The following is a 25175-nucleotide window of genomic DNA, read 5'->3' as shown; positions in this document are numbered from 1 at the left end:
GCGGTGTTTTACGCAGTTTTCTCAAACTGGCTGTTGTAAAGATCCGCGTAGAATCCCTTCTTCGCCAGCAGCTCTTCGTGGGTACCCTGCTCGATGATGTCCCCGTCCTTCATGACGAGGATCAAATCGGCGTCTCGGATGGTGGAAAGCCGGTGGGCGATGATGAAGCTGGTACGCCCCTTCATCAAATTGTCCATAGCTTTCTGAATTCTCTCTTCCGTTCTCGTATCCACGGAACTGGTGGCTTCGTCTAAAATCAGTATCTTATTGTCCGCAAGGATCGCGCGCGCTATGGTCAGCAGCTGCTTCTGCCCCTGGGAGACATTGTTCGCCTCCTCGTTTAACTCCATATTATACCCTTCCGGCAGTGTGGAAATGAAATGATGAGCGTGAGCTGCCTTAGCTGCGGCTATGACCTCTTCGTCAGTGGCATCCAGATTCCCGTACCGAATATTTTCCATAATGGAGCCTTTAAACAGCCAGGTATCCTGAAGGACCATTCCGAAAAGCTCCCGGAGCTCGCTTCTGTTAAAGGAACGGATATCATGGCCGTCAATCTTTATGGAGCCGCCGCTTACATCATAAAAACGCATGAGCAGCTTAACAAGCGTTGTCTTCCCCGCACCGGTAGGTCCGACAATGGCGATTTTTCTGCCCGCCGATATCTCCGCGCTGAAATCTCCTATGATGATCTTGTCGGGGCGATAGCCAAATTTCACATGGTCAAAGGTCACATTTCCCTCAATCCCTTCGATGGATACGGGATTCTCCACGACCTGATCTTCTTCCTCCTCTTCAAGAAATTCAAAGACACGTTCTGCCGCTGCTGCCGTCGACTGGAGCAAATTGGATACCTGAGCGATCTGAGTGATCGGCTGTGTGAAGGTCCTCACATACTGAATGAAGGACTGGATATCGCCGACTTCTATGGTCCCGCGGATGGTCAGGAAACCGCCCACGATTGCCACGGCCACGTATCCCAGATTTCCCACAAACTGCATGATCGGCTGCATCATCCCGGAAAAGAACTGGGACTTCCATGCCGATTGGTACAAGGTTTCATTGGTATCGTTAAATTCTTCCAGGACAGCCTCTTCCCGGTTGAACACCTTCACTACCGTATGGCCGCCGTAGGTTTCCTCCACCTGCCCATTCACATGGCCCAGATATTCCTGCTGCTGGCTGAAGAACTTCTGTGAATGCTTCACAATGAAGGAAATCAGCAGCATGGAAATGGGAAGGATCAGCAGTGCGATGATAGTCATGAGCGGGCTTATGCTGAGCATCATGACCAGGACGCCGATAATGGTCGCCACTGATGTGATCAGCTGCGTAATGCTCTGGTTCAGGCTCTGCCCGAGCGTATCGACATCATTCGTCACCCGGGAAAGCACTTCTCCGTGTGTCCTTGTATCATAATAATTCATGGGCAGACGGTTTATCTTCTCAGACATCTCCCGCCTCATCCGGAAGCTTACCTTCTGTGAAATGGAGGTCATCACCAGGCCCTGGATAAAGCTGAAAAAGGCACTGATCACATATAACCCAAGCAGGATCAGAAGTATCCTTCCAATGCCGGAAAAGTCAATTCCGGCTCCTCCGCTCAGCTTCCCAGTGAGGCCATTGAAAATCTTAGTCGTTGCTTTCCCCAAGATTTTCGGCCCGATCACAGTGAATATGGTACTGCCGACGGCAAAAATGAGCACCGTCAAGATTCCCCATTTATAACGTCCCATATAAGCCAAAAGCTTCTTCATGGTCTTTTTAAAATCTTTCGCTTTCTCACCTGCGCCCATGGGCCCGTGTCCCATACGGCCGCCCATACGCACCTTCCCCGGATTCTTTCCTGTCTCATTACTCATTGTCTGCAACCTCCTTTTCCAGGTTCTCGCTGCCAGAGCTTCCATCTGTTCCCGAAAGCTCCGCCTCTGACAGCTGGGACTGGGCGATCTGACGGTATACCTCATTCGTTTTAAGCAGCTCTTCATGGGTGCCTTTTCCCACTATTCTCCCCTCGTCCAGAACAATAATCTGCTCCGCATGGAGGATCGTGCTGACACGCTGTGCCACGATCAGCATGGTGCTGTCGGACACCTGCTCCTTAAGAGCCCTTCTGAGAGCTGTATCCGTCTTAAAGTCCAGTGCGGAAAAGCTGTCGTCAAACACATAGACCGGCGGCTTCTTTGCCACAGCCCGCGCAATGGAAAGACGCTGCTTCTGTCCGCCGGACACATTGGCTCCTCCCTGGGCGATATGGCTGTCGTATTTATCCGGCTTTTCTTCTATAAAATCGGAAGCCTGGGCAATCTCTGCCGCCTTCCGGATCTCTTCGTCGGTGGCGTCCTGTTGTCCGAACCTCAGATTGGATGCGATGGTCCCAGAGAACAGAACTCCCTTCTGAGGAACAAATCCAATCTGACTGCGCAGTTCTTTCTCCGACAGATCCCGGATATCCACTCCGTCCAGGGTGATAGCGCCCTCCGTCACATCATAGAGACGGGGGAGCAGATTCACCAAAGTGGACTTACCGCTTCCGGTACTGCCGATGAATGCCGTAGTCTCACCTGGCTTTGCCACAAAGTCAATATCGTGGAGCACATCATTTTCTGCCCCCGGATACCGGAAAGAGACATGTTTGAACTCTACTATTCCCTTCTTGTCTCTTGGCAGGCTCACAGGGGATTTTTTCTCTTTTATGGAAGGCTCTGTTACGAGTATCTCGTCAATCCTGTGCGCCGCAACGCTGGCCCTCGGCAGCATGATGGAGATCATAGTGATCATCAAAAACGCCATGATGATCTGCATGGTGTAAGTGATAAATGCCATCATATCGCCTACCTGGATGTTCCCGCTGTCAATACCGTGCGCCCCGGTCCAGATGATCAGTACCGTGATGCCGTTCATGATCAGCATCATAGCCGGCATCATGAATGTCATACAACGGTTGGTGAACAGCATCGTCCTGGTCAGATCCCGGTTGGCATCGTCAAACCGCTTCTCTTCATGCTTCTCACGGCTGAACGCCCGGATGACGGGAAGGCCGGTCAAAATCTCTCTGGTCACCAGGTTCAGGCGGTCAACCAATTTCTGCATCTTCTGGAACTTCGGCATTGCCACGACCATGAGGACTGCCACCAGGCAGCTGACTGCCGCTACTGCCACCGCGATGATCCACGCCATGGAGGTATTGGTGCGAAGCACCCTCACCAGGCCGCCGATACCGATGATCGGAGCATAGAGAACCATCCGCAAAAGCAGCACCACCACCAGCTGTACCTGCTGAATGTCGTTTGTACTTCTCGTGATCAGGGAAGAGGTGGAGAATTTATCCATCTCCGCATTGGAAAAGGAGACCACCTTCGAGAACACCTGACCTCTCAGTCTCATGCCGACCGAAGCGGCTACTCTTGAAGCAATCAGACAGACCAGTACGCTGGCCGCCATGCTTAACAGGGCAATCCCAAGCATCTGGAGCCCCTCTGACCATAAATAGTCTGTTTGAAGCTTGTTGATATTTATCCCGACAGCCTGATACTCTGCCTTCACGTAGGTAATCCCCATCTGATCCATAATGGAATCCGAAAGGGCTGCCATCTGCTTATCCATTTCCCCTCTTATTTGAGAGATTGCCTCTTCCGGCAGAGCCGACACATCCATTCCGTTCTTCTCTGCCATCAGAAGTGAAACGACCGGCCCGCCCATGATGCCGTCCAGAATCTCCAGGTCGTCCTTTTCCATTTCGTTTCTCAAAAAAAGATCCTGGCTGCGAAGCTCCGGATACTTCTTCGCATATTTGTTAAATTCTTCTTCTGTCAGGCTTTCTTTGGAAATACGGGTGTAGGAAGCTTCCGCAGCTTCCCGCTCCTCTTCATCCATAAACCGCAGGAGCTTATCCATTTCCGTTCGGCGGATGACCTCCGGCGACACATGGCTGATACCCCCCTGCTGTATTCCCACGTCCACAATGTCGGACGTATACGCCGGCAGCGACAGATCGCAGAACGCCTGCAGGCCTAAAAGCGCCAGGATCAACAGCACCCAGCCCGCCGACTTTCTGAGATATTTCAATATTTTAGTCATAATACATATTCTCCTTCTGATGTCTTATTCTGTAAAAGTTGCCTTGCGTCTTTCTACCTCTTCCTCTGCGTAATCGAAAAGCTCTTCCGACAGATTCAGCAGCATCAGCATTTTTTCTTGACCCATCCGCTCAAAAATCTGTTCTGCCATCTGATCCCGGTACATCCGCTCCTCCTCCAGACATCTTCTTCCCAGCTCCGTGAGTTTTACGAACACTACCCTCCGGTCGTGTTTGGACGCTGTCCGTTCGAGATATCCCTTTTCTTCCAGATTTCCAAGCATCCTTGAAACAGCCGGCTTGCTGATAAAACCGCCGCCTGTCAGATCAGAGGGCTTCACACCCTCTTCATGAGCGGATACCTCCGCCATGCGGTCCACATGAATCATCATCATCATCTCACTGGGCTTAAGCTTCAGGGACATCTCCTGCAGACAGGAAAAACGGTGAAACCGTTCTATTTGCTCAAAAAACATTCTTCCCATCTGAGCAACCGATTCCTCTCCGGTCCTTCTGCGGTAATACCGCCTATTCCTCCCTCTGGGAATCCCGCAGTCACCGTGGATCTTCCCATGGGGCCCGGCTCTTCGCTCTGAGGTCTCTCTTTCCCTATTGTTTTCCATTTTCTCACTTCCTATCTGTATGCCATCCGAGTAAATATAATTAACAATGTAAACTATTAACAATGACAAACACTTATTATAGTTCAAATTCTTTGAAAGTCAATACTGTTTATGATTTCTTAAGAATTCACAAAATTCTATTTAATAACATTATTTCCTGGTTTCTTTTACAAAAAGAAGTTTCTGCTCTATACTTATCTTATCAAGGATTTTTTAGGAGGAGCCTCCCATGAAAAAAGAAATGTACTACGTCTATGAGATCTACCGGGAAAAAAGCTTTTCAAAGGCGGCAGAAAAGCTTTTTATTTCTCAGCCCGCCCTGAGCGCCATTGTCAAAAAGCTGGAGAACGAGATCGGACTGCCGCTGTTTGACCGGAGCGCCAAGCCCATCCGTCTTACAGAAGCCGGCAGGTTTTATATTCAATCTGCCAGGAAGATCATGGACATTGAATCCGATATGGAGGCTTATTTCCACGACCTGTCAAACCTGCAGACAGGAACAGTACGGCTCGGTGCCGCCACATATTTCTGTACCTACATCCTGCCTCCGCTCATCCATGATTTCTCTGCCTCTTACCCTGGTCTGAGAGTCCAGCTCACGGAAGGTTCTTCCCCTGAGATTCTGGAGCTTCTAAGAGATTCTTCTCTGGATTTTTCCTTGGACAACCTGACATGTGACGAACCCGGATTCCTCTGTGAAACATTTGCATCAGAGTCCATAATCCTGGCAGCGCCCTCTTGTCTCAAAACCACAAAGCTGCTGTCCGAAATCAGCCTGTCTCACACCGATATCCGAAATGGGAGGCATCTTTTGGAGGACTGCCCCGGCGTCTCCCTGAAAGCATTTGAAAATGAGTCCTTCATTCTTCTTCGCCGCGGCAATGATATGTATCAGAGAGCTTCCGCCATGTTTGAACATGCAGGCATCTCCCCCACTGTCAGCATGTATCTGGATCAGATGATGACTGCTTACCATTGTGCAGCTTCTCAGATGGGCATAACCTTCATAAGGGATTCCATCCTGCACTATGTGCCGGAAACCGACCGCCTCGTATTCTTCAAACTGCTCGACCCATCTGCAAAACGGGGGATTTATCTTACCTACCGGAACGACCGTTATCTGCCCCGAGCCGGCGCCGCCTTCTTAAAATTTTTGATTCCGTCCGACCGGCCATAATAGAAAAAGCTTCTGCCATTATAGCAGAAGCCTTTTTCTTTTCCTCTATAGACCTGCAATAAAATCATCCAGCTCTTCTAACTTCGTATTGTGACATACCAGCTTATGTCTCGACAAGATAGAGGTATATTTGAGACCTGTGGACGTGGTCACGCAGACGATTCGTTCATTTCCCTTAAGCATTCCCTGCTGTCCCATCTTCCGCACAGCGGCATAGGAAGCGGCAGAACCCGGCTGTACAAAAAGGCCGTTCCGGCACAAAGTCCGCTGTGCTTCCAAAAGCTCCTCATCTGTCACGGACACAGTCTTTCCTCCATATTCCTTCAGACATCTCAGCACCGCATTCCCGCTGGGAGGAAACGCATTCTCAATGGAATGGGCGATAGTATCCGGATTCTGGGTGCGTTCGATTTTATCCAGTCCTTTTCCATACGCATTGTTAATAGTAGCACATCCAACCGCCTGGGCACACACCATAACAGGAATCTTAGAAATAAGCCCCGCTTTCTTAAAATCCAGAAAACCTTTTAATATTCCTCGGAAATGTCCTCCCGCGCTGGTAGGCACTACAACAAAATCTGGAACTTCAAAATTCAACTGTTCGCAGACCTCAAAGGAAAGAGTCCGGTATCCCTCTATCCGGAAGGGCTCATCGGAATTCACAAAGTAGATTCCATGGCGCTCTCCAATGGAAAGACTCTCGTCATAAAGCTTGGCGTAGTCTCCCTCCACCTTAATGAGACAAGGATCATAGACGGCGATTGGATTCAGTTTTTCCTCGTCAATATGGTCATTTACCAGGATAAACGCCTTTAAGCCCGCACGGTTGGCAAATGCCGCCATGGAGATCGCCATATTCCCGGTGGACAAAGTGCCCACCTTCCGATATCCCAGCTGCAGGGCCCGCCGGATGCCGGCGGCTGATCCTCTGTCCTTAAATGACCAGGTGGGATTCACGCTTTCATTCTTAATCAGAATCTCTCCTGCTCCGGTTTCCTCTGCAAGTCTCGGCATGAAAAGGAGCGGTGTGAATCCTTCCCCCATGTTCAAGGCGTCATTTTTTTCAAAGTAAGGGAAAAATTCTCTGTATCGCTCAAACAGAGTTCCCCCGAATGGCTCTTCCTTTCGTATTTCCCCTCGGCCGTCAAATGGGACCTCCAGAGTTTCCCCACACTTTTCACAGCGAACTGCGGCTTTCGACGCGTCATACTCCGCGCCGCATCCGGTGCATACTAATTTACAATTCCAATCCGACATATCGGTTCCCCCTTTTCCTATCCTCCTGAATTGCTTTTCTGTCCTCAGTGTAGCACTGGCGGAGGAAAACAGGCCAATACATCTTTTTATATGGGCCATAACCTAAATCATATGACAACATCTCTAATACTACCGTCCATAAAGAAATCACTGACAGATGAGGGTACCGGTCGTTCCGCAGATTCCGTCCCGTGCCTTTTCTAAAAGTGTGATCAGCGCATTCCTGCCGGGCCGGGAGGAAGCAAACTCTGCAGCGGCCTGCACCTTCGGAAGCATGGAACCCGGGGCAAACTGCCCTTCCCTGATATAATGCTCCGCATCCTTGACAGTCATCCTGTCCAGCCATGTTTCATTTTGTTTTCCAAAATTGATCGCAACCTTCTCAACCGCAGTCAAAATAATTAGAAAATCTGCATCCAGCTGTTCTGCGAGCAGACAGCTGGCAAAATCCTTGTCGATCACGGCGCTGGCTCCGGAAAGCCTGGCTTCACACCTTGTGACAGGGATCCCTCCGCCTCCGCAGGCTATGACGAGATGGCCGGAATCCACCAGAGAACGGATCGCGTCCATTTCAATGATCTCCGCCGGTCTCGGCGAGGCGACCACTCTCCGGTATCCGCGTCCGGCATCTTCCTTCATCACATATCCGTATTGTTTTTCAGCCTCCTCTGCCTGCTTTTTCGTCATGAAATGACCGATGGGTTTAGACGGTGACAAAAACGCGGGATCATCTTCATTGACCCTCACCTGTGTCATCATGGTAGTGACCGGCGTATCATATCCACGTAACCGCAGCTCCTCGCGGAGAGCATTCTGCAGATCATATCCGATATACGCCTGGCTCATAGCAACGCAAACAGACAGCGGGGTATTCGGCTGTTCCGACCTTTCCCGGCTAAGTGCCGCCATGGCATTGCTGATCATTCCCACCTGTGGACCGTTCCCATGGGTGACGATCACCTCACATCCCTCGTCCACCAAATCTACAATGACCCTTGCCGTATGCCCTGCTGCCTTTCTCTGTTCTGAAAGGGTACTGCCCAGCGCATTTCCCCCAAGGGCGATCACAATCCTTTTCTTTCTCATAAATATCCCTCCAATATAAATATCTGCCTCCCGACCGTATTTCGTGTCAATGATATCCGGCGTCGAAGGGCAGATGAAATATATCTCTCATAATTATCATACCACAGACGTCTGTAAAATCAAGATATTATGTACGATAATAAGCAAATTCAAAATAATGCATAATGATTACAGTTAATATTTATAAATATAAAAAGATATCAGAGAATATTTATGCAGCACTTATGTAAAAAAATCATCAGAAACGATTGCTGAAAAAAGGGTTGAAAATCATTTCTTATTCGTTTATCCTTAGTGTCGATACATAAGAGGCAGCATGAAAAAAAGAGAGGTCGTATTCTATGAATCAGGTAAAAACAGCAGAATTGGAAGAGCGAATATACCAAGATTATGCTACAGTCGCAGGTATAATCGTATTGAAAAACGGTCAGCTTCAATACGAAAACTATTTTAACTCCTGTACAAAGAACAGCCGGATCCACATATATTCTGTGACGAAAAGCATTCTTTCCATATTGATCGGAATCGCCATGGATAAAGGATATTTAAAAAGCTGCAATCAAAAGGTGCTGGATTTTTTCCCGGATTATACAGTCAAAAGGAAAGAAAACGCCATACAGAATATCACCCTCGGAAATTTACTGACCATGACAGCTCCGTATAAATATAAATATTTTGTACCCTATATTAAATATTTCAAGAGCAGTGACTCAGTAAGATTCACCCTGGACCTGTTGGGAGGAAAGAGACAAATAGGAAAGTTCCGATACACGCCCGTCATCGGACCGGATATTTTATCTGGTATTCTTACAAGAGCGGCAGGACGGACGGTACTTGACTTTGCCTCGGAATACTTATTTTCGCCGCTGGGGATCACAGTCGAAAAGTCCATTGTGTTTCAAAGCAAAGAAGAACAGATTGCTTTTAACAGCTCCAAAGAGATAAGCGGCTGGGTATCAGATCCGGCGGGAGTGAACACAGGAGGATGGGGCCTCACCATGGCTCCTTCTGATATGGCGAAAATAGGCCAGTTATACTTAGACGGCGGAGTATGGAACGGCAGACAGATCTTGCCATCTGAGTGGATAAAAGAGAGTACCGAAGTACAGAGCAAATGGAGAAACTTGTCTTATGGTTATTTATGGTGGATCATCGATGAAAAAGAACATGCCTATGCCGCCCTCGGAGACGGTGGAAATGTAATCTATGTCAACGAAAGGAAAAATCTGGTGGCCGCAGTCACTTCTCTTTTTGCACCAAGGGCCAAAGACAGAATAGCACTGATCAGGGAGCATATTGAACCTATGTTTGAGAACGGTTAAAAGGAAATGGGAAAGAATTCTGGATTCATAATCGAATCTTCTTTCTCATAGGATGTCTTAAAGTCATGTACAAGACAGTACAGGCATTCAACGGGAAGGAGAACATATATGTGGAGTAACTGCGGAATTGTAAAAATACCGGTGCTCAAGATGAAGGAGCATCCTCTGGATGAGGCTCAGACGGTAGACGAGGCCCTATATGGCATGGAAATCTTTATCCGTGAACGGGCCCCAAAGGGCTGGGTCTCCATTGAAACCGATTATGGATATCAGGGATACGTAAAGGCAGAAGGACTGGAGCTGCACGAATGGACAGTCAGACGCTGGCAGAGATTCCGCCGGCTTGTGGTGGATGTGCCGTTTTCAGATGTCTTTGAAGTTCCCGGCTTTAAAAATCCGTATTTCCTGAGCCTTCCAAAGGGAAGCCAGGTGGCCGCGACGGAAAATCCGGGACAGGCCGGCTGGAATCAGATCCGGCTGGTAGACGGGCGCGGCGCATATATGAGAAAAAGTCATCTCCGCCCTCTTCTTGAATCCCACTATTCTCTGAAAAAGGAAGAGGATGTCTTAAGAGAGAGCCTGGTCCGCACCGCGCTCACTTATCTCCATACTCCATACCGATGGGGAGGCAAAACACCTCAGGGAATCGACTGCTCCGGGCTCTGTTCCATGGTCTATCTGCTTCATGGAATCTCCATATACCGGGACGCAAAGCTGAAGGAAGGCTATCCCGTCAGGGAAATACCTGTATGCGCAGTAAAGCCCGGCGACCTTTTATACTTTCCGGGACACATGGCCCTCTATATCGGCGGTCTTCAGTACATCCATTCTACAGGCCGCATGGGGGACGACGGAGTCGTCATAAGCAGCCTGAATCATACGGCAGAAAATTACAGAGACGATCTGGCCGGCAATGTGACTGCGGCAGGCACCATATTCTAATACCAGAATGTAGAAGTATACCTTTTCATACCTTTCAAACAAGCTTTCTTTGTCTAATCTACAAGGCAAGAAGAAATCCGATTCCATCCAGGCGGCTCGCTGGCAGCCGTAACCAGCATCTTTGCGGCCTCCAGTCGGTCCTTTCCAACTGACATGGATAAACCTTAATTTTTCCATGTCAGATTCCAACAAAAATCCGCATGATATGCGATTTTTGCCTCCCTGCGGCCGGGAAGATTCTGCTAACGCCTTTGCGGCGCTCGCCTTACGATGGAATCGGATCCTTCCTCTTTGCCTCTCTTCCGCACCGAAATAAGCGCTCATTTGCCTCGAAAGCCATTGGGGCGGCCACCTCAGCCCGCTGCCATAAGGCGCGCGGGCCGTGTGGATGTCCAATCCTTTTATGAAATCATGGGAATGGAAGTCGTCTGAAACGGTGCGGCAGAAAGAATACCGGCAGAAAGATTTCGGGCCGGCCTAAAGGTGAGCGCCACAGGGCAGCGGCCGGTGTTCCCCATGCGGAGGGAGGCAGAAACGGAAATACCGATTCCGTTTCTGAGTAAACAGGAGATGGGAAATCATAAAGATTTCCCGTCGACATGTGAGCGGTACTCCTGAAGCGGGGATAAGGCGGCCCCTGCATCGCCAGCGAACCGAAATCGTGACGGCCCGGAACTTCTGCCGGTGTTTAACTGAAACTTACCAGGAGCTTACTAAAGATGATTTCAAAAAGTCTTTTGTATCATACCCAAGGGCATCCCTTAATTTATGCCCTCCGGGCGGGCGCACTTCGTGCGGCAAGGTATATTAAAAAACACTTCAAGGCGCCGGAGTCAGATCCGGCATCTTGAAGTGCGTCTGTTTTTTTATTCTTTAACAGAATCAAGTGCCTGTTCAATATCGGCGATGATGTCGTCTGCATTCTCGATTCCAACGGAAAAGCGAATCAGATCCGGCTTTACGCCTGCTTCGATCAGCTGCTCATCGCTCAGCTGCCGGTGAGTATGGCTGGCAGGATGAAGCACCGATGTTCTTGCATCCGCCACATGGGTCACGATACAGGCCAGCTTCAGATTGTCCATAAAGCGGATGGAAAGCTCTCTCCCGCCTTTAAGGCCGAAAGCAATCACGCCGCAGGTGCCGTTCGGCATATATTTCTGAGCCCGTTCATAGTAGGGACTGCTTTTTAACCCAGGATAATTCACCCAGGCCACCTGTTCATTCGCTTCCAGGTACTCGGCGACCTTCTGTGCGTTCTCGCAGTGGCGGGGTACCCGCAGATGCAGCGTCTCCAGGCCCACGTTCAAAAGGAATGCGTTCTGGGGAGATTGGATCGCTCCCAGGTCCCTCATCAGCTGGGCCGTCGCTTTCATGATATACGCCTTTTTCCCAAACGCTTCCGCATATACAAGTCCGTGATAAGAGTCATCCGGAGTCGTAAGTCCGGGAAATTTTTCTTTGACAGCCATCCAGTCGAAATTCCCGCTGTCTACGATACAGCCGCCCACGCTCATCGCATGCCCATCCATATATTTCGTAGTGGAATGAGTCACAATATCTGCGCCGAACTCAAAAGGCCTGCAGTTGATGGGAGTCGCAAAGGTATTATCCACAATAAGCGGAACGCCGTGCTTATGCGCCGCCTCTGCAAATTTCTCGATGTCCAAAACTACCAGCGACGGATTAGAGATTGTCTCTCCAAACACGGCCTTGGTATTGGGCTTAAATTCTTTTTCCAAATCCTCCGGTGATATTTCCGGATCCACCAATGTGAAATCAATGCCCAGCTTTTTAAGCGTCACGGTAAACAAATTGGAGGAGCCGCCGTAAATAGTGGCGGAGCTTATGATATGATCTCCCGCCGAAGCGATATTGAATATCGCGTAAAAAGTCGCCGCCTGCCCTGAGGAAGTCAGCATCGCGGAAGAACCGCCCTCCAGCTCGCAGATTTTCTGTGCGACCGCGTCGTTGGTAGGATTTTGCAGCCTTGTATAAAAATACCCGTCATCCTCCAGATCAAAAAGCCTGGCCATCTGCTCACTGGTATCATATTTAAACGTTGTACTCTGATAGATGGGCAGCACTCTCGGCTCCCCCTTTTTAGGTGTCCAGCCGCTTTGAATGCAGATAGTCTCCGGTTTATACTGATGTTCCATGATGGTTGTATCTCCTCTCTTTTAAATCCTGTATTTCTACAGACAAGCGCGGTATATATTTACCACATCCTGCTCATGCAGAGGCACGTAAGCCTGTGTATCCAGCTGTGCGTAAGGTACCGCGGCCTTTGCCATTACCTCAAACAGGGAATCGTCGATCCCCAGCTCGGAAAGTGTGACGGGAAGCCCGCAGTCAACAAAAAACTGCTCCGTAGCGTCAATCCCCATATTAGCCAAGGCAAATTCATCCGGCTGCCTGGGAAATCCCCACACATTTATGGCATAGTCCACAAACTTCCCTACTGTGTTTTCCGACAAGATATAGCGCATCCAGGCAGGAGTTATGACAGCCAGCCCCACGCCGTGAGTGATATCATAATATGCCCCAAGCTGATGCTGTATGGCATGACAGGACCATTTTCCTTCCTTGCCGCATCCGCACAGCCCGTTCAGAGCCATGCTGGCCGCCCACATGATATTCGCCCTGGCCGAATAATTCTCCGGCTCTGTCAGGGCCACAGGACCCCATTTGATGCAGGTCTTAAGGATACCCTCTGAAAATTTATCCTGGACATACGCGTCCTCTGTCTTTTTAAAATACCCTTCAAAAATGTGGGACATGATATCCGCCACACCGGCTGCTGTCTGAATCGCCGGAAGTGTATACAGATATGTGGGATCCAGGACAGAAGCCCGGGGGTATAAATGGCTGCTGTGTACTCCCTGCTTCTCATGGACGGCCTGATTGGTGATCACCGCTGTCGGATTCATCTCCGATCCGGTAGCCGCCATGGTCAGCACAGTAAATACCGGAAGCGCGCCGGCAATCAAGGACGGGTCCTTCACTACGTCCCAGGCGTCTCCTTCGTAGAAATATCCTGCCGCTATCACTTTTCCACAGTCCACGGTGCTCCCGCCGCCCACGGCCAGGATCATGTCCGCCTGATGCTCTCTTGCCATGGCGATCCCTGCCCGTACAGTCTCAATTTTAGGATTCGGCGTCACACCCCCAAGCTCCCAGAACTGAAAGCCGCTATCCTTCAAAATGCCGCATACGGTATCATAAATACCATTCTTTTTAATGCTCCCGCCGCCGTACACCATGAGCACCCTGTTTCCGAACGGTCTCATTTCTTCCGGCAGGCAGACTGCCTTCCCTTTGCCGAACAACATCTTTGTCGGCGCATAAAAATCAAAATTCTCCATGGCCTACCCCTTTTCGCTCCTCCTTTTAAGCTACACGCCTTCTGCCGTCAATATTTGTCATATTCGTCCAGGCACTCCAGAGTACAGTAATAGCTCCCCTCGTCTATGGAAACGTAAAGATCACTCGTTCCCCACTCCGTAAACAGATAGCCCTCCTCTTCCGCATCGGAAAAAAAGCCCTGCACCTCCTGCCAGAGCTGGTTCCGGTCCGTAGCAGGATTAAGGCCGCAACCCGCCAAAAGCAGGAGCTTCTGAGCCGCATCCTTCTCACTGGCGGAGACTGACACCTGCATCACCTCCCCGGTGACTGTATCGGAAACGATCCGAAAATAGCTTCCCGTATCATCGCCGATATCAACATAGACGCTCTTCTCATAATAAGTGTAGTCTCTGTCCCCATAGGAGGACAGCCAATTGCTGGTCACCGCATCGGAAATCTGGATATCTTCACTCTGCCACAGTTCTTTACAGTAACCGGCCAGCGTGTCCACATAAAGCTGTCCGTCCACATCGTAATGAGTATGACCATTGCATGGCTCTCCGACAGCCAGAATTTCTTCCTCATCAACCTCCTGTGGATAGATATCTGAATCATCTGGCTCCTCGTCCGAAGCATCCTCTCCGTTAAAGACCGTCTCCAGACCGCTGTCCTTCCAGAGCTTGAGAGCCGTCATTTTGATCGGTTCCCAGCAAAGGATAATGACCAGAATCAGGGCCGCCGCAAAAAACAGCCGGCCCACAATCTTCATGCCGCTTCCGTCCTTCTTTTTTTCATCCTCCAGAGTATTTTTCCTCCGATGAGGATCGACATTTGGTATACCATATGTATGCTTTCCGCCACAGGTATCCGGATACCTGGTGTTTTGGTAAGCGTCCGGCGAAGGTCTTTTTGAACCGGTGCGCGCAGGAGCGCTCCCATAGCTCCCTGCACTCCATGTATCCTTCGGCTTCACTGCCGCGGTTTCGAGGACGCCTGCCCCCGAACCACTTTCATTGGGCAGGAAATCTCCCTCATATATGATCGGCTCCTTCCGAAGCCGCTTACACTCCGGACAAAAACTCTTTGCCGTCAGCTCATGATCACACACTGGGCACAAATAACGTTTTTTCATCTCTCTCCCGCCCTTCTCATCCGGCTTTCATCATTCCTGTCAAGTCTCTATCTGCAGGCCAGACGGTAAACCTCTTCACATTCTTTTCGTCCCAGTTTCACAAAAAATCCCTCTGTACGTCCGTCGATCTGCAGAGTATCCAGAAGCTTCGGTATGTCCTCTTCTTTTGCTCCCAGCTCCGCGAAAGAGGTCGGCATGCCAATGGAATGGAAAAATGCCTTGGTCCTGGCAATCCCTTCCTTGGCCGTCTCCTCCGGATGTTCGAAATCCATCTCGCATCCCCAAACGCGGACCGCAAACTGGGCAAAACGGTTCACATCATGGGGCATCACATACGTCATCCATGCGGGGAACATCACAGCCAGGCCCGCTCCGTGGGCACAGTCATAAAGCGCGGAAAGCTCATGCTCCAGATTGTGGCTCGCCCAGTCCTGCTCTCTTCCAACTCCGCAGATGTCATTGTGCGCCATGGTGCCCGCCCACATGATATTGGCTCTGGCCTCATAATCATTGGGATCTTCGAGGACCTTCGGAAGCTCCTTGATAATAGTCTTTAAAACGGCCTCACAGAACCGGTCCGTGATCTCCACATTTCTCGTATTGGTAAAATACCGTTCAAATACATGAGCCATGATGTCCGTACAGCCGCTCGCCGTCTGATACGGCGGCAGAGTCATCGTGAGCTCCGGGTTCATAACGGCAAATACCGGCCGGATGACTTCACTTCCGTAAGGCCGTTTGTACATACCGTCTTCATTGGTGATCACGGAACCGTCGCTGCCCTCGCTGCCGGCAGCCGCTATGGTCAGGACCGACGCTACCGGAAGGGCGCGCTCCGCAGCTGCCCTGCCTGCGTAGAAATCCCAGAAATCTCCGTCGTAAACAGCCCCCATGGCGATTGCCTTGGAGGAATCAATGGTGCTTCCTCCGCCTACTGCCAGGACAAAATCCACCCCTTCTTTTTTGCACAGCTCGATGCCCTGATATACAAGGCCGCTCCTGGGATTCGGCTTTACGCCGCCCAGCTCTATGTAGGAAATCCCTTCCTTGTCCAGAGAAGCCTTTACCCTGTCTAAAAGACCGGAACGGACAACGCTTCCGCCGCCGTAATGGATGAGCACCTTACTGCCGCCGAAGCGCCTTACATAATGGCCTGTCTCATTCTCTTTTCCTTTTCCGAATACAAAATATGTCGGGCTGTAAAATGTAAAATTATCCATACCTTCTCTTTCTCCTTACCGTTTTATTTTTATCCAAGATGAATTCATTCTATCACAATTCCCTTTATTCTTCCATAGCAATCATGGAAAAACTCTGCCGGAAACCGTAAAACTTATCCCATGGCATCCCGAATGACCCGTTCTGCGTTTCCGCGCATGACAAGCTCCAGCTGGCGTTCCGTAAAGCCTGAGTTTTTGAGAGCTTCCCACAGAAGATACATCTTATCCGGAGAGTCGATCTCCAAATCTCCTGTAATGCCGTCCAGATCGGATCCCAGCGCCAGGACGCCTTCCCCGCCGCAGTCCAGGATATGACGCGCATGGGCCGCCATTCGGACAACACTGCTGTGTTCACTGAAAAAATCCTCATCCAGAAATCCGGGAGCGAAGTTCAGCCCCATGACGCCGCCCTTTTCCGCCAACAGACGAATCATGCCGTCACTCATGTTCCTGGAACAGTCCGCCAATGCTCTGGCATTGGAATGGGACGCCACAAAAGGCCTGGCGCAAAGCTCTGCCACGTCATGAAATCCCTCATCCGACAGATGAGACACATCTACGATCATTCCCAGATCATTCATATAGGCCACCGCCTCTTTTCCGAAAGAGGAAAGGCCGCTGCCTTTGCTCCCATAGACGGCGTCCCTGTAGTTAGCCCTTCCGAAGCAGTTGTCATGATTCCATGTCAAAGTTATCAGCCGGATTCCCATGTCATAAAACCGCTTCAGGTTTTCAAGCTCTCCGCCCACCGCCCTGCCGTCCTCCAGAGTCAGGAAAGCGGAAATCTTTTTATCCGCTTCATTCCGTTTTAAATCCCCATAGGAACCGGCAAACGCAATCTCGTCTCCATGCAGAGAAACCTCCCTTTTGATTCCGGAAATCAATTTTTCAATATAGGATTCATCCCATAAAGCCAGCTCTGATCCCGGGCATTTTCCGTCCTCGTCTTTCTCCGGCAGGCTCCTTACCTGGATTTTCGCATCCTCATCCGGCATCCAGATGGCAAAGAATTGTGCAAGGCATCCCCCCTTCTTCAGTCTCCGGATGTCGATCTTCATCTGATTCTCATAGAGACTTCCGCCCTCATCCGCAAATACCAAAAGCGTATCACAGTGCATGTCAATATAATCCAGCATCCTCTTCCTCCAGCAATTTGATCAGCGCCTCCCTGCTGAGACTTCCGAACGAAGCTGCCTCATTTTCGATCACCTGATCCGTCAGCTCCTTCTTCATTTCCTGAAGCCGCAGAATTCCTTCTTCAATGGTATCTTTGGCTATGAGACGGAACACCGACACTACCTTTTTCTGTCCAATCCGGTGAGCTCTGTCAGTGGCCTGGTTCTGTGCGGCCAGATTCCACCACGGGTCAAAGTGAATGACCACATCAGCCGCGGTCAGATTAAGTCCTGTTCCGCCCGCTTTGAGGGAGATCAGGAATACCGGTACCTCGTCATGGTTGAACGCATTGACAAGTTCCATCCGTTCCTCCTTTCCTGTCTGTCCCGTCAGCTTATAATATGCGATTCCTTCTTTAGAAAGACGTTCTCCCAAGATATCCAGCATAGAAGTAAACTGGGAGAACAGCAGAATCTTATGGCCTGACTCCGCTCCGCCCAAAATCAGCTCCATACAAGTCTCCAGTTTGGCCGAACCGCCTTTATAATCTTCATAGCAAAGACCCGGGTCACAGCAAAGCTGTCTCAGTCTTGTTAGTTCCGCCAGAATCTGTATCCGCCTCTTTTGATATTGCTCATCTCCTGAGGATTCCAGCTCCTTTTTTAGCTTTATGGCATTGGCTGCATACAAACTTCTCTGGCTCTTTCCCAAACGGGAATATACTACGCTTTCCAATTTATCCGGCAGATCCTTTAGGACATCTTTTTTATAGCGCCTCAGAAGAAATGGGCCAATCATTCGATGCAGACGTTTCAAAGCGGCCTTATCTCCGTCCCGCAGCACAGGCACCTCAAATTCTTTTTTAAACTTTTGATAGCTGTATAGAAAGCCAGGCATCAGATAATCAAATATGCTCCACAGATCCCCAAGGCGGTTCTCAATGGGCGTTCCGGTCAAAGCAAATTTGGTAACCGACCGGATCCGTTTTACCGCCCGCGCATTCTGCGTCGCATGATTTTTGATATACTGAGCCTCATCGATAATCTGAAAACGAAACTCCATACTCCGGTACAGCGCCGTATCTCTTCGCAGAAGGTCATAAGAAGTAACATATACCTGTGAAGGCTTCCGTCCGACGGACAGGAGCTCCGCCCTCTCCGCTCCCGAACCGGCCACAACGGTCACCGTAAGCTTCGGCCCGAACCGGCGCAGCTCACTCTCCCAGTTGTAGATCAAGGAAGCCGGGCATACGATAAGCGCCTTCATATCTGGATTTTTTCTGGCCTCATCCACCAAAAGGGCTATGACCTGAATTGTCTTGCCGAGGCCCATATCATCCGCCAGGATGCCTCCGAAACCATAGACATCCAATGTGCGGAACCAGAAGAATCCGTGCTTCTGATATTCTCTGAGGATATCTCCCAGGGACGGCGGCACTTCAAAATCACTTTCTCTCACGGAATTCATATTCCGGACAATGGATTTAAAAGCGCTGTCCCGGTTTACATCAATATGTCTTCCGTCCTTCAGCACTTTATCCAGATAGAGGCTCCGATATCTCGGCACATGGATTTCGCCCTCAAGCGGCTGACGATCATCCAGGGCCAGCCCCTTTGACAGCTCAGCCAGTGTTCCGAATCCGGTTTCGGACAGCCTCAGAAAATCTCCTGATTTCAAACGGTAATAGGTCTGTTTCTGACGATAGGCGGACAATATCTCCGACAGCTCTGAAGAAGAGAGCCCGCCTGTATCCACTTGCAGATTCAGCCACTCTCCCTGCAGGCTGACGCCCACTGAGACCCTGCTCTCGGAAAGTATCCTGCGTTCCTTCATCGCGTTACTTAAATATACTTCTCCATGCTTTTCAAACTCCGAGATTCCTCCGTCCAACAGGCTGAACATGGCTTCTTCATCCCCTTTGACGGTAAAGCAGCTGTCATCGGCATAACGTCCGGTAAAATACTGCTTTATCAGAGTACCGACTATCAGTTCCCCCACCTGGTCACGAAACACTTCCGAATACCTCGTTCTGTCAAAAGGGGTGAATTTAACCGAGCCATACCAGAATTCCGCCTTCAGCGTAATCTCATCAGCAGAGGGACTGTCAAAGTAAAACTTCGTTCTGAGAGGCTCCGTATGGTACTGTTCCAGATCTATGCCCATGGATTCCAGGCTGACATAGCCTGAAATTCTCGGGAGGACATAGTCACAAAAAGAAGGAAGATCCTTTTCACTCATTTCCACAGACAGGATTCTGCTTCCATTCCTCGGACTCATGGCCTGCAAAAACTCCTTTAAAACGGCAGTGCAGCCCTTGTCACAGCAGTATAGAATATCCTCTCGTATTAGGTACATCCTTCTTTTTCCGTAAAACACCGTAATCTCATCCAGAAGGGAGATTCTGGCCCCGTCCCTTCCGTGCGCCCGGATGACGCCAAACAGTCTCGGATTCTCCTTTTTTACCTTGAGCTCTTTTATGCTTCCTTCCTGTGTCTCAAATTCCACCGTTCGTCCTATCAGCGCTTTCATAAAGCTGTCACAGGCTCCCGGTGAAAGCTCCAGTTCCCGGAGCACTGGCATCATCGCCCCTCTTATGGGGTTCAGCTTCTCGTAAAGATAACGGTATTCTCCTACAGCCCTGTTTATCTCCTCAGCCAGCCGGGCAGATTCATCATCAAAGGCTTCCAGGCTGTGATAAAAGCCCAGCTGCTTTCCATACTCCACATATGCATCGCATTCCAGGGCTTCGGAAAATGCCGCCATATCCTTCACCAGATAAAGTCTGCTTATACCAACCTTCAGATAAATGCGGAGCATTCCGCCTTTCTCACGGAGCACCGGCTCCAGATGGATCTTCTCTTCCATTTTGGAAGCCATCAGCTTTGTCATTTCCCGGCTGGTATACGTGTGGATCATCCGCCGGACTTCTGGTGGCGTAGATACATGGGGAGAGGCCTCTGCTTCCCTTTTTTCCATTGCATAAAAGGCTGCCGCCGCCTCATGGCAGCACAGCCCTTTGTATTCTTTATGGGCGGGGCATTGGCAGGTTGCCTGATAAATGCAGTCTCCCTTGATCAGCAGAGATACCTGATAGACCCTATTCCCGTCCGCCACGGATGTTTTTATATTCTCTTCCCCTTTCCAAAAGCTCTCGCTGGAGAGAAAGCGAACCTTTCCCATCTGAAAAAGCTCCCTTCCTTTCTCGTATTCCTGTGCACTTCTGGATTTTCTGCGAATCGTATCGCTGGAGAATGTCATCATTTCCCACCTACATTCTGTCTGGTGCCTCAAAGCCGAGAAGACCGATGCAGGTTTCAAGTACCCGCTTTACAAGCTCCAGCAGCCGGATATATGCCGCCTGCCTCTCTTTGTCTTCCTCCGCCATGATCTTTGTTTCATGATAAAATCGGTTAAAGGCATTGGATAAGTCATATATATACTGGCAGATCTTATGAGGCGCCTGTTCTGAAAATGCAGACAGCAGAGCGTCAGAAACCTTGCTCACCTCAATCTGAAGAGCCTTCTCACTCTCGGAAGCCGCGGGAAGCACCCTTACCGTTCCCGTATAATGTTCCGGCAGTGCTTCATATTTTGCCTGAATGGATTTAATCCGGACAATGGTATACAGAATATAAGGGCCCGTGTCTCCTTCAAAGGAAATAAACCTGTCCACATCAAACATATAATCCTTTGAAGCCTGATTGGACAGATCCCCATACTTGAGCGCCGCCAGACCGATGACTTCAGCCGTCTTCCTGGCCTCTGTCTCTGAAACCGTGCGGTTTTCCATGATTTTTTCATATACCGCATCGCAGATTTCCTTTATCAGATATTCCAGCCTCATCACTCCGCCGTCTCTGGTCTTAAAGGGCTTTCCGTCTTTTCCGTTCATCGTGCCAAAGCCCAGGAAATCCAGTTTCACCTCAGGCCTTACAATCCCGGTCTTTTTGGCGCAGCGGAATACCTGTGTGAAATGAAGCTCCTGCCTCTTGTCAACCACGTAAAGCACACGGTCCGGAGAAAACAGCTTCTCCCTTTCCACCAGCGTGGCCAGATCCGTCGTCGAATAAAGAGTGGCTCCATCCGACTTTAGAAGGATACAGGGCGGGATTTCCTTAGTGTCCGTATCTTCCTTGACATCTACCACCAGGGCCCCCTGGCTCTCATGGGCAAACCCCTTCTCCTTCATCTCCTGGACCATAGCCGGGATATAAGGCTGTGCATCACTCTCTTTTTTCCAGATGTCAAAGGTCACATTCAGCTTTTCGTAATTCTTCTTCAGATCCGAGACAGATACATTCAGAATATGATTCCACAATGCCATGTATCCCTTGTCGCCACGCTGCAGCTTAAAGGTCGCATCATGGGCTTTTTCCGCAAAGGCCTCGTCAGCCTTGGATTTAGCGCTGGCCGCCGGATAAATCTCTTCCAGCTCTCCTATGGTAAACGGCGCCTCCTCCGGATAATCCCCCGTATACGCCTCATCAAAATAGGGAAGCTCCGGTTTTCTTTCTTTCAGTTCCTCGATGATCAGGCCCATCTGGAGACCCCAGTCGCCCAGATGCACGTCTCCTATGACTTCATGGCCGAGGAAACGGCCCAGACGCTTCATACTCTCACCTATGATCGCGGAACGGAGATGCCCCACATGAAGAGGCTTGGCCACATTGGGGCCGCCGTAGTCGATGACGATTGTCTCCTTATCACCGTCATAGGCCACTCCTAGTTTTTCCGAATGATCCATTTCCTCCAGATAATCCGCTAAAAATGTTTTGGAAAGCTTTAAATTGATAAAACCGGGAGATACCGCGGCAGCCTCCTCGAAGCACGGAGCGATCTTCAGCTTTTCCACCACATCGCCGGCGATCATGATGGGGGCCTTTTTATAGAGCTTCGCACCGGCCATGGCGCCGTTACACTGATATTCACAAAGGTCCGGACGGTTGGACAGCGTCACCTTGCCCAGTGACCCCTCATATCCGCAGGCCTCAAATCCCTGCTCTACGGTCTCTGTTATCAAATCAATCAGTTTCTTCATGGTTCCTCCTCGGTTTCAATGATTTTTCCTGTTTTTTTCATTTAGCCTATCCGATATATTATAATATGTATTCCCCAAAAAATCCAGCATTTTATCTTTTCAATCCTGTCCTGGGGTGTTATACTGTTTAAAGGTATAAAATAAAACGGAGGATATTAATATGAACGTAAAGATTCAGGATTTAAAGGATGTAACCATTAAAGGAGTAAATGTGGCTTTCACTGACACATGTGAAGCTTATAAGGAAAATTTCTTCGAGTGGACCGCTTTTCCTGTCGTGACCGGATTCAAGACCGGAAACATCATGTCCGGCGTACTTCAGGGATGGCACCATACTCCCAACTTCGACGTGATTGAATTTCATGAGGACGCAGAGCAGTTCTATTTCTTTGAAGGAACCGCTCTGATGCTGTTCATCGATATCGTTGACGGAAAACCCGCCATGGATACCGCTCAGATGGTTCGTATCCCCGCAGGAGTTCAGCTGGATATCGCTGCTGGAAAAGGCCACTTCGTAGCGGTAGCCGAAGGATGTACCTTCAAGGCCGTTGTGGTCTCTCCGGTACAGGAAGCTCCCAGGATGGACCTGCCCGAAATGATCTGCGGAGAATGATCTAGTCATATCCAAATGTGATACTAGCATAAGACCTGCGGCGCCGTCTCTCGAACAGAGAAGGGACTGCAGGTCTTTTATTTATACCCTTGAACACCTTTCAGACAAGCTTTCTTTGTATGCTTTAAAAGCAGGAGGAAATCCGATTCCATCCAGGCGGCTCGCTGGCAGCCGTAACCAGGATCTTTACGGCCTCCAGTCGGTCCTTTCCAACTGACATGGATAAATCGATATTTTTCCATGTCAGATTCCAATAAAAACCTGCATGAAATTCGGTTTTTACCTCCCTGCGGCCGGGAAGATCCTGCTAACGCCTTTGCGGCGCTCGCCTTACGATGGAATCGGATCGTTCCTCCTGTTCCTCCTCCCGCACCAAAGTATTTTCCGATTGCCTTGAAAGCTATTGGGGCGGCCCACCGCAGCCCGCAGCCATAAGGCGCGCGGGCCATGTGGATATCCAATCCTTTTGTGGAATCAATGGAACGGAAATCATCCGAAATGGTGCGGCAGGCAAGATACCGGCAGAAGTTCCGGAGCGTCACGATTTCGGTTCGCTGGCGATTCAGAGGCCGGGGTTCCCCAAGCGGACAGTCAAAAAAACACTTCGGTTGTCAGCCGAAGTGCCTTTGTTCTTTGATTCTGAATTTATACTCTGGATAAATACTCGCCCGTTCTGGTGTCAATCTTGATTTTGTCCCCCTGCTCCACAAACAGAGGCACATATACCACCGCGCCGGTCTCGACCGTAGCAGGCTTCGTCGCGCCGGTAGCCGTATCGCCCTTGAAACCGGGTTCCGTTTCCGTAATCTCCAATTCAACGAACAGAGGAGGCTCGATAGAGAATACCTGTCCTTTATGGGAACATACCTTTACCATCTCATTCTCTTTTACAAATTTAAGCGTATCGCCGACCATATCCTGACCAAGAGGAATCTGATCATACGTGTTCACGTCCATAAAATAATACAGCTCTCCATCTGAATAAAGATACTGCATGTCGGCCCTGTCAATATGAGCGTTTTCAAATTTTTCTGTGGGACGGAAGGTCTTTTCAATCACACCGCCACTCTTAATATTTTTTAATTTCGTTCTAACAAAAGCTGCGCCTTTGCCGGGTTTTACATGCTGGAATTCGATGACCTGGAACACGTTCCCTTCGATTTCCACCGTAATACCGTTTCTAAAATCGCCAGCTGATACCATCTCTGATATTCCTCCTTCAGTTCAACTTGTCTATCTGTTTAATTCTATACTATATCAATTAGTTTTTCAAGGATTTTTTGTAGAAATGTAGGACCACCCGCTCCAGATACCGTTTGAGCACGATCTGGATCTCTTCCTTCGGATGGATGGGATTCACCAATATGCTGTATATCCCGCAGCGCTTGGCTCCGTACACGTCGGTAAACAGCTGGTCGCCGACAAATACTGTTGTTGAAACATCCGTTCCCATCTCTTCCATGGCACGCCTGTAATTTTTCCTGGACGGCTTATGGGCATTGTACAGATAACGGCTGTTCATCGCCTTTCCAAAGGGCGCCACCCTCGGCTCCTGGTTATTGGATATCAAACAGGTTTCAAATCCCATGTCATGGAGCCTGGCAAAAAGGGCCACCGCATCCTTCGTCTCCGGCTTTCCATGAGGCACCAGCGTGTTATCAATATCAAACAAAAGACCCCGGATTCCTCTGGCCCATAACGCCTCATAATCAATCCCGTAGGAGGAGTCCACATATTCATCCGGATAAAATCGTCCAAACATCATAGCTCCCTTTTCCCGCCTTTATAAAGCTTCTCCAGCTCCTTCAAGAAGGTATTCACATCCTTGAATTCCCGGTATACAGAGGAAAAACGGACATACGCCACCTCGTCCAGCTGTTTCAGCTTGTCCATGACCAGGTTGCCGATCCTGGTGGTGGTGATCTCTTTTTCTTCCGAATTGAAGATTTCATTCTCCACTTCGTCCACCAAGCGATTGATATCCTGGGTGGATACCGGCCTTTTATGGCATGCCAGCAGCACTCCAGCCTCGATTTTCGCACGGTCATAGGCCTGTCTGGTGTCATCCTTTTTGACCACCATCAGCGGAATCGTCTCGATCTTTTCATAGGTGGTAAATCTCCGTCCGCAGGCCTCGCACTGACGCCTCCGCCGGATGGCGTTATTGTCCTCTGCAGGCCTGGAATCGATCACCTTGATGTTCTCGTTATTACAGAACGGACACTTCAT

The 25175-nt window shown here is 49.7% G+C and carries 20 protein-coding genes; 5 read left to right on the top strand and 15 right to left on the bottom strand.

Annotated elements, in window-relative coordinates; all coding sequences use genetic code 11:
• Nucleotides 1-8 precede the first annotated feature (8 nt).
• The 3 genes from H9Q78_RS00275 to H9Q78_RS00265 are packed head-to-tail and all read right to left on the bottom strand — an operon-like array spanning nucleotide 9 to nucleotide 4701.
• The gene (locus tag H9Q78_RS00275; protein ID WP_249302831.1) at nucleotides 9-1862 is read right to left on the bottom strand and encodes an ABC transporter ATP-binding protein; all 1854 of its coding nucleotides are present in this window, start codon (nucleotides 1860-1862) and stop codon (nucleotides 9-11) included.
• Complete coding sequence (locus H9Q78_RS00270; RefSeq protein WP_249302829.1) at nucleotides 1855-4080, bottom strand: ABC transporter ATP-binding protein; 2226 nt, start codon at nucleotides 4078-4080, stop codon at nucleotides 1855-1857. Before H9Q78_RS00270 ends, H9Q78_RS00275 begins: the two co-directional genes overlap by 8 nt.
• Before the next feature lie 24 nt (nucleotides 4081-4104).
• Nucleotides 4105-4701 (bottom strand): MarR family winged helix-turn-helix transcriptional regulator, encoded by a 597-nt coding sequence (locus tag H9Q78_RS00265; protein WP_249302827.1) that lies wholly within the window; start codon nucleotides 4699-4701, stop codon nucleotides 4105-4107.
• Nucleotides 4702-4930: 229 nt separating this feature from the next.
• Here H9Q78_RS00265 and H9Q78_RS00260 point away from each other — a divergent pair, with 229 nt between their 5' ends.
• Complete coding sequence (locus H9Q78_RS00260) at nucleotides 4931-5878, top strand: LysR family transcriptional regulator (RefSeq protein WP_249302825.1); 948 nt, start codon at nucleotides 4931-4933, stop codon at nucleotides 5876-5878.
• A 45-nt stretch (nucleotides 5879-5923) separates the two neighbouring features.
• On the opposite strand, the gene thrC is transcribed toward H9Q78_RS00260, so the two are convergent.
• Both thrC and arcC read right to left on the bottom strand, forming a co-directional pair.
• On the bottom strand, nucleotides 5924-7135 hold the full coding sequence (thrC, locus tag H9Q78_RS00255) for a threonine synthase (RefSeq protein WP_249302823.1): 1212 nt from the start codon (nucleotides 7133-7135) through the stop codon (nucleotides 5924-5926).
• Between the two features lie 147 nt (nucleotides 7136-7282).
• Nucleotides 7283-8221, bottom strand: a complete 939-nt coding sequence (gene arcC / locus H9Q78_RS00250) for a carbamate kinase (protein ID WP_330595198.1) — start codon at nucleotides 8219-8221, stop codon at nucleotides 7283-7285.
• Between the two features lie 341 nt (nucleotides 8222-8562).
• Between arcC and H9Q78_RS00245 the strand changes: the two genes are divergently transcribed.
• The 3 genes from H9Q78_RS00245 (at nucleotide 8563) to H9Q78_RS14460 (ending at nucleotide 11103) form a co-directional block, all read left to right on the top strand.
• Complete coding sequence (locus H9Q78_RS00245) at nucleotides 8563-9543, top strand: serine hydrolase domain-containing protein (protein ID WP_249302821.1); 981 nt, start codon at nucleotides 8563-8565, stop codon at nucleotides 9541-9543.
• A gap of 108 nt (nucleotides 9544-9651) precedes the next feature.
• Nucleotides 9652-10485 (top strand): C40 family peptidase, encoded by an 834-nt coding sequence (locus H9Q78_RS00240; RefSeq protein WP_249302820.1) that lies wholly within the window; start codon nucleotides 9652-9654, stop codon nucleotides 10483-10485.
• Between the two features lie 483 nt (nucleotides 10486-10968).
• On the top strand, nucleotides 10969-11103 hold the full coding sequence (locus H9Q78_RS14460) for a hypothetical protein (protein WP_283245055.1): 135 nt from the start codon (nucleotides 10969-10971) through the stop codon (nucleotides 11101-11103).
• 248 nt (nucleotides 11104-11351) lie between these two features.
• Here the strand turns inward: H9Q78_RS14460 and H9Q78_RS00235 are convergent, their stop codons facing one another.
• From H9Q78_RS00235 to argS, 7 genes are all read right to left on the bottom strand, one after another.
• Nucleotides 11352-12641, bottom strand: coding sequence for an O-acetylhomoserine aminocarboxypropyltransferase/cysteine synthase family protein (locus tag H9Q78_RS00235; protein ID WP_249302818.1), 1290 nt, complete (start codon nucleotides 12639-12641; stop codon nucleotides 11352-11354).
• 36 nt (nucleotides 12642-12677) lie between these two features.
• Nucleotides 12678-13847 (bottom strand): iron-containing alcohol dehydrogenase, encoded by a 1170-nt coding sequence (locus H9Q78_RS00230; RefSeq protein ID WP_249302816.1) that lies wholly within the window; start codon nucleotides 13845-13847, stop codon nucleotides 12678-12680.
• 47 nt (nucleotides 13848-13894) lie between these two features.
• Nucleotides 13895-14959: a hypothetical protein gene (locus tag H9Q78_RS00225; protein ID WP_249302814.1), complete on the bottom strand. Its 1065-nt coding sequence runs from the start codon at nucleotides 14957-14959 to the stop codon at nucleotides 13895-13897.
• Between the two features lie 47 nt (nucleotides 14960-15006).
• Nucleotides 15007-16179 (bottom strand): iron-containing alcohol dehydrogenase, encoded by a 1173-nt coding sequence (locus H9Q78_RS00220; protein ID WP_249302812.1) that lies wholly within the window; start codon nucleotides 16177-16179, stop codon nucleotides 15007-15009.
• A gap of 113 nt (nucleotides 16180-16292) precedes the next feature.
• Nucleotides 16293-17315, bottom strand: a complete 1023-nt coding sequence (locus H9Q78_RS00215; protein ID WP_249302810.1) for a dipeptidase — start codon at nucleotides 17313-17315, stop codon at nucleotides 16293-16295.
• Nucleotides 17299-20556, bottom strand: coding sequence for a DEAD/DEAH box helicase (locus H9Q78_RS00210; RefSeq protein ID WP_249302808.1), 3258 nt, complete (start codon nucleotides 20554-20556; stop codon nucleotides 17299-17301). The genes H9Q78_RS00215 and H9Q78_RS00210 overlap by 17 nt, the downstream gene beginning before the upstream one ends.
• Before the next feature lie 7 nt (nucleotides 20557-20563).
• Nucleotides 20564-22333 carry an arginine--tRNA ligase gene (argS, locus tag H9Q78_RS00205; protein ID WP_249302806.1) on the bottom strand — a complete coding sequence of 590 codons (1770 nt, stop codon included), beginning with the start codon at nucleotides 22331-22333 and terminating at the stop codon, nucleotides 20564-20566.
• Between the two features lie 160 nt (nucleotides 22334-22493).
• On the opposite strand from argS, the gene H9Q78_RS00200 reads away from it, so the two are divergent.
• Complete coding sequence (locus tag H9Q78_RS00200; RefSeq protein ID WP_147595699.1) at nucleotides 22494-22946, top strand: hypothetical protein; 453 nt, start codon at nucleotides 22494-22496, stop codon at nucleotides 22944-22946.
• 645 nt (nucleotides 22947-23591) lie between these two features.
• On the opposite strand, the gene efp is transcribed toward H9Q78_RS00200, so the two are convergent.
• The 3 genes from efp to nrdR are packed head-to-tail and all read right to left on the bottom strand — an operon-like array spanning nucleotide 23592 to nucleotide 25175.
• Nucleotides 23592-24149: an elongation factor P gene (gene efp, locus H9Q78_RS00195; protein WP_249302803.1), complete on the bottom strand. Its 558-nt coding sequence runs from the start codon at nucleotides 24147-24149 to the stop codon at nucleotides 23592-23594.
• 58 nt (nucleotides 24150-24207) lie between these two features.
• On the bottom strand, nucleotides 24208-24708 hold the full coding sequence (locus tag H9Q78_RS00190) for a YqeG family HAD IIIA-type phosphatase (protein WP_249304849.1): 501 nt from the start codon (nucleotides 24706-24708) through the stop codon (nucleotides 24208-24210).
• Nucleotides 24708-25175 (bottom strand): transcriptional regulator NrdR, encoded by a 468-nt coding sequence (nrdR, locus tag H9Q78_RS00185; RefSeq protein ID WP_147595695.1) that lies wholly within the window; start codon nucleotides 25173-25175, stop codon nucleotides 24708-24710. Before nrdR ends, H9Q78_RS00190 begins: the two co-directional genes overlap by 1 nt.

It is taken from the genome of Qiania dongpingensis, assembly GCF_014337195.1.
Taxonomy (GTDB): domain Bacteria; phylum Bacillota; class Clostridia; order Lachnospirales; family Lachnospiraceae; genus Lientehia; species Lientehia dongpingensis.
This window is presented reverse-complemented; position numbering and strand designations above follow the sequence as displayed.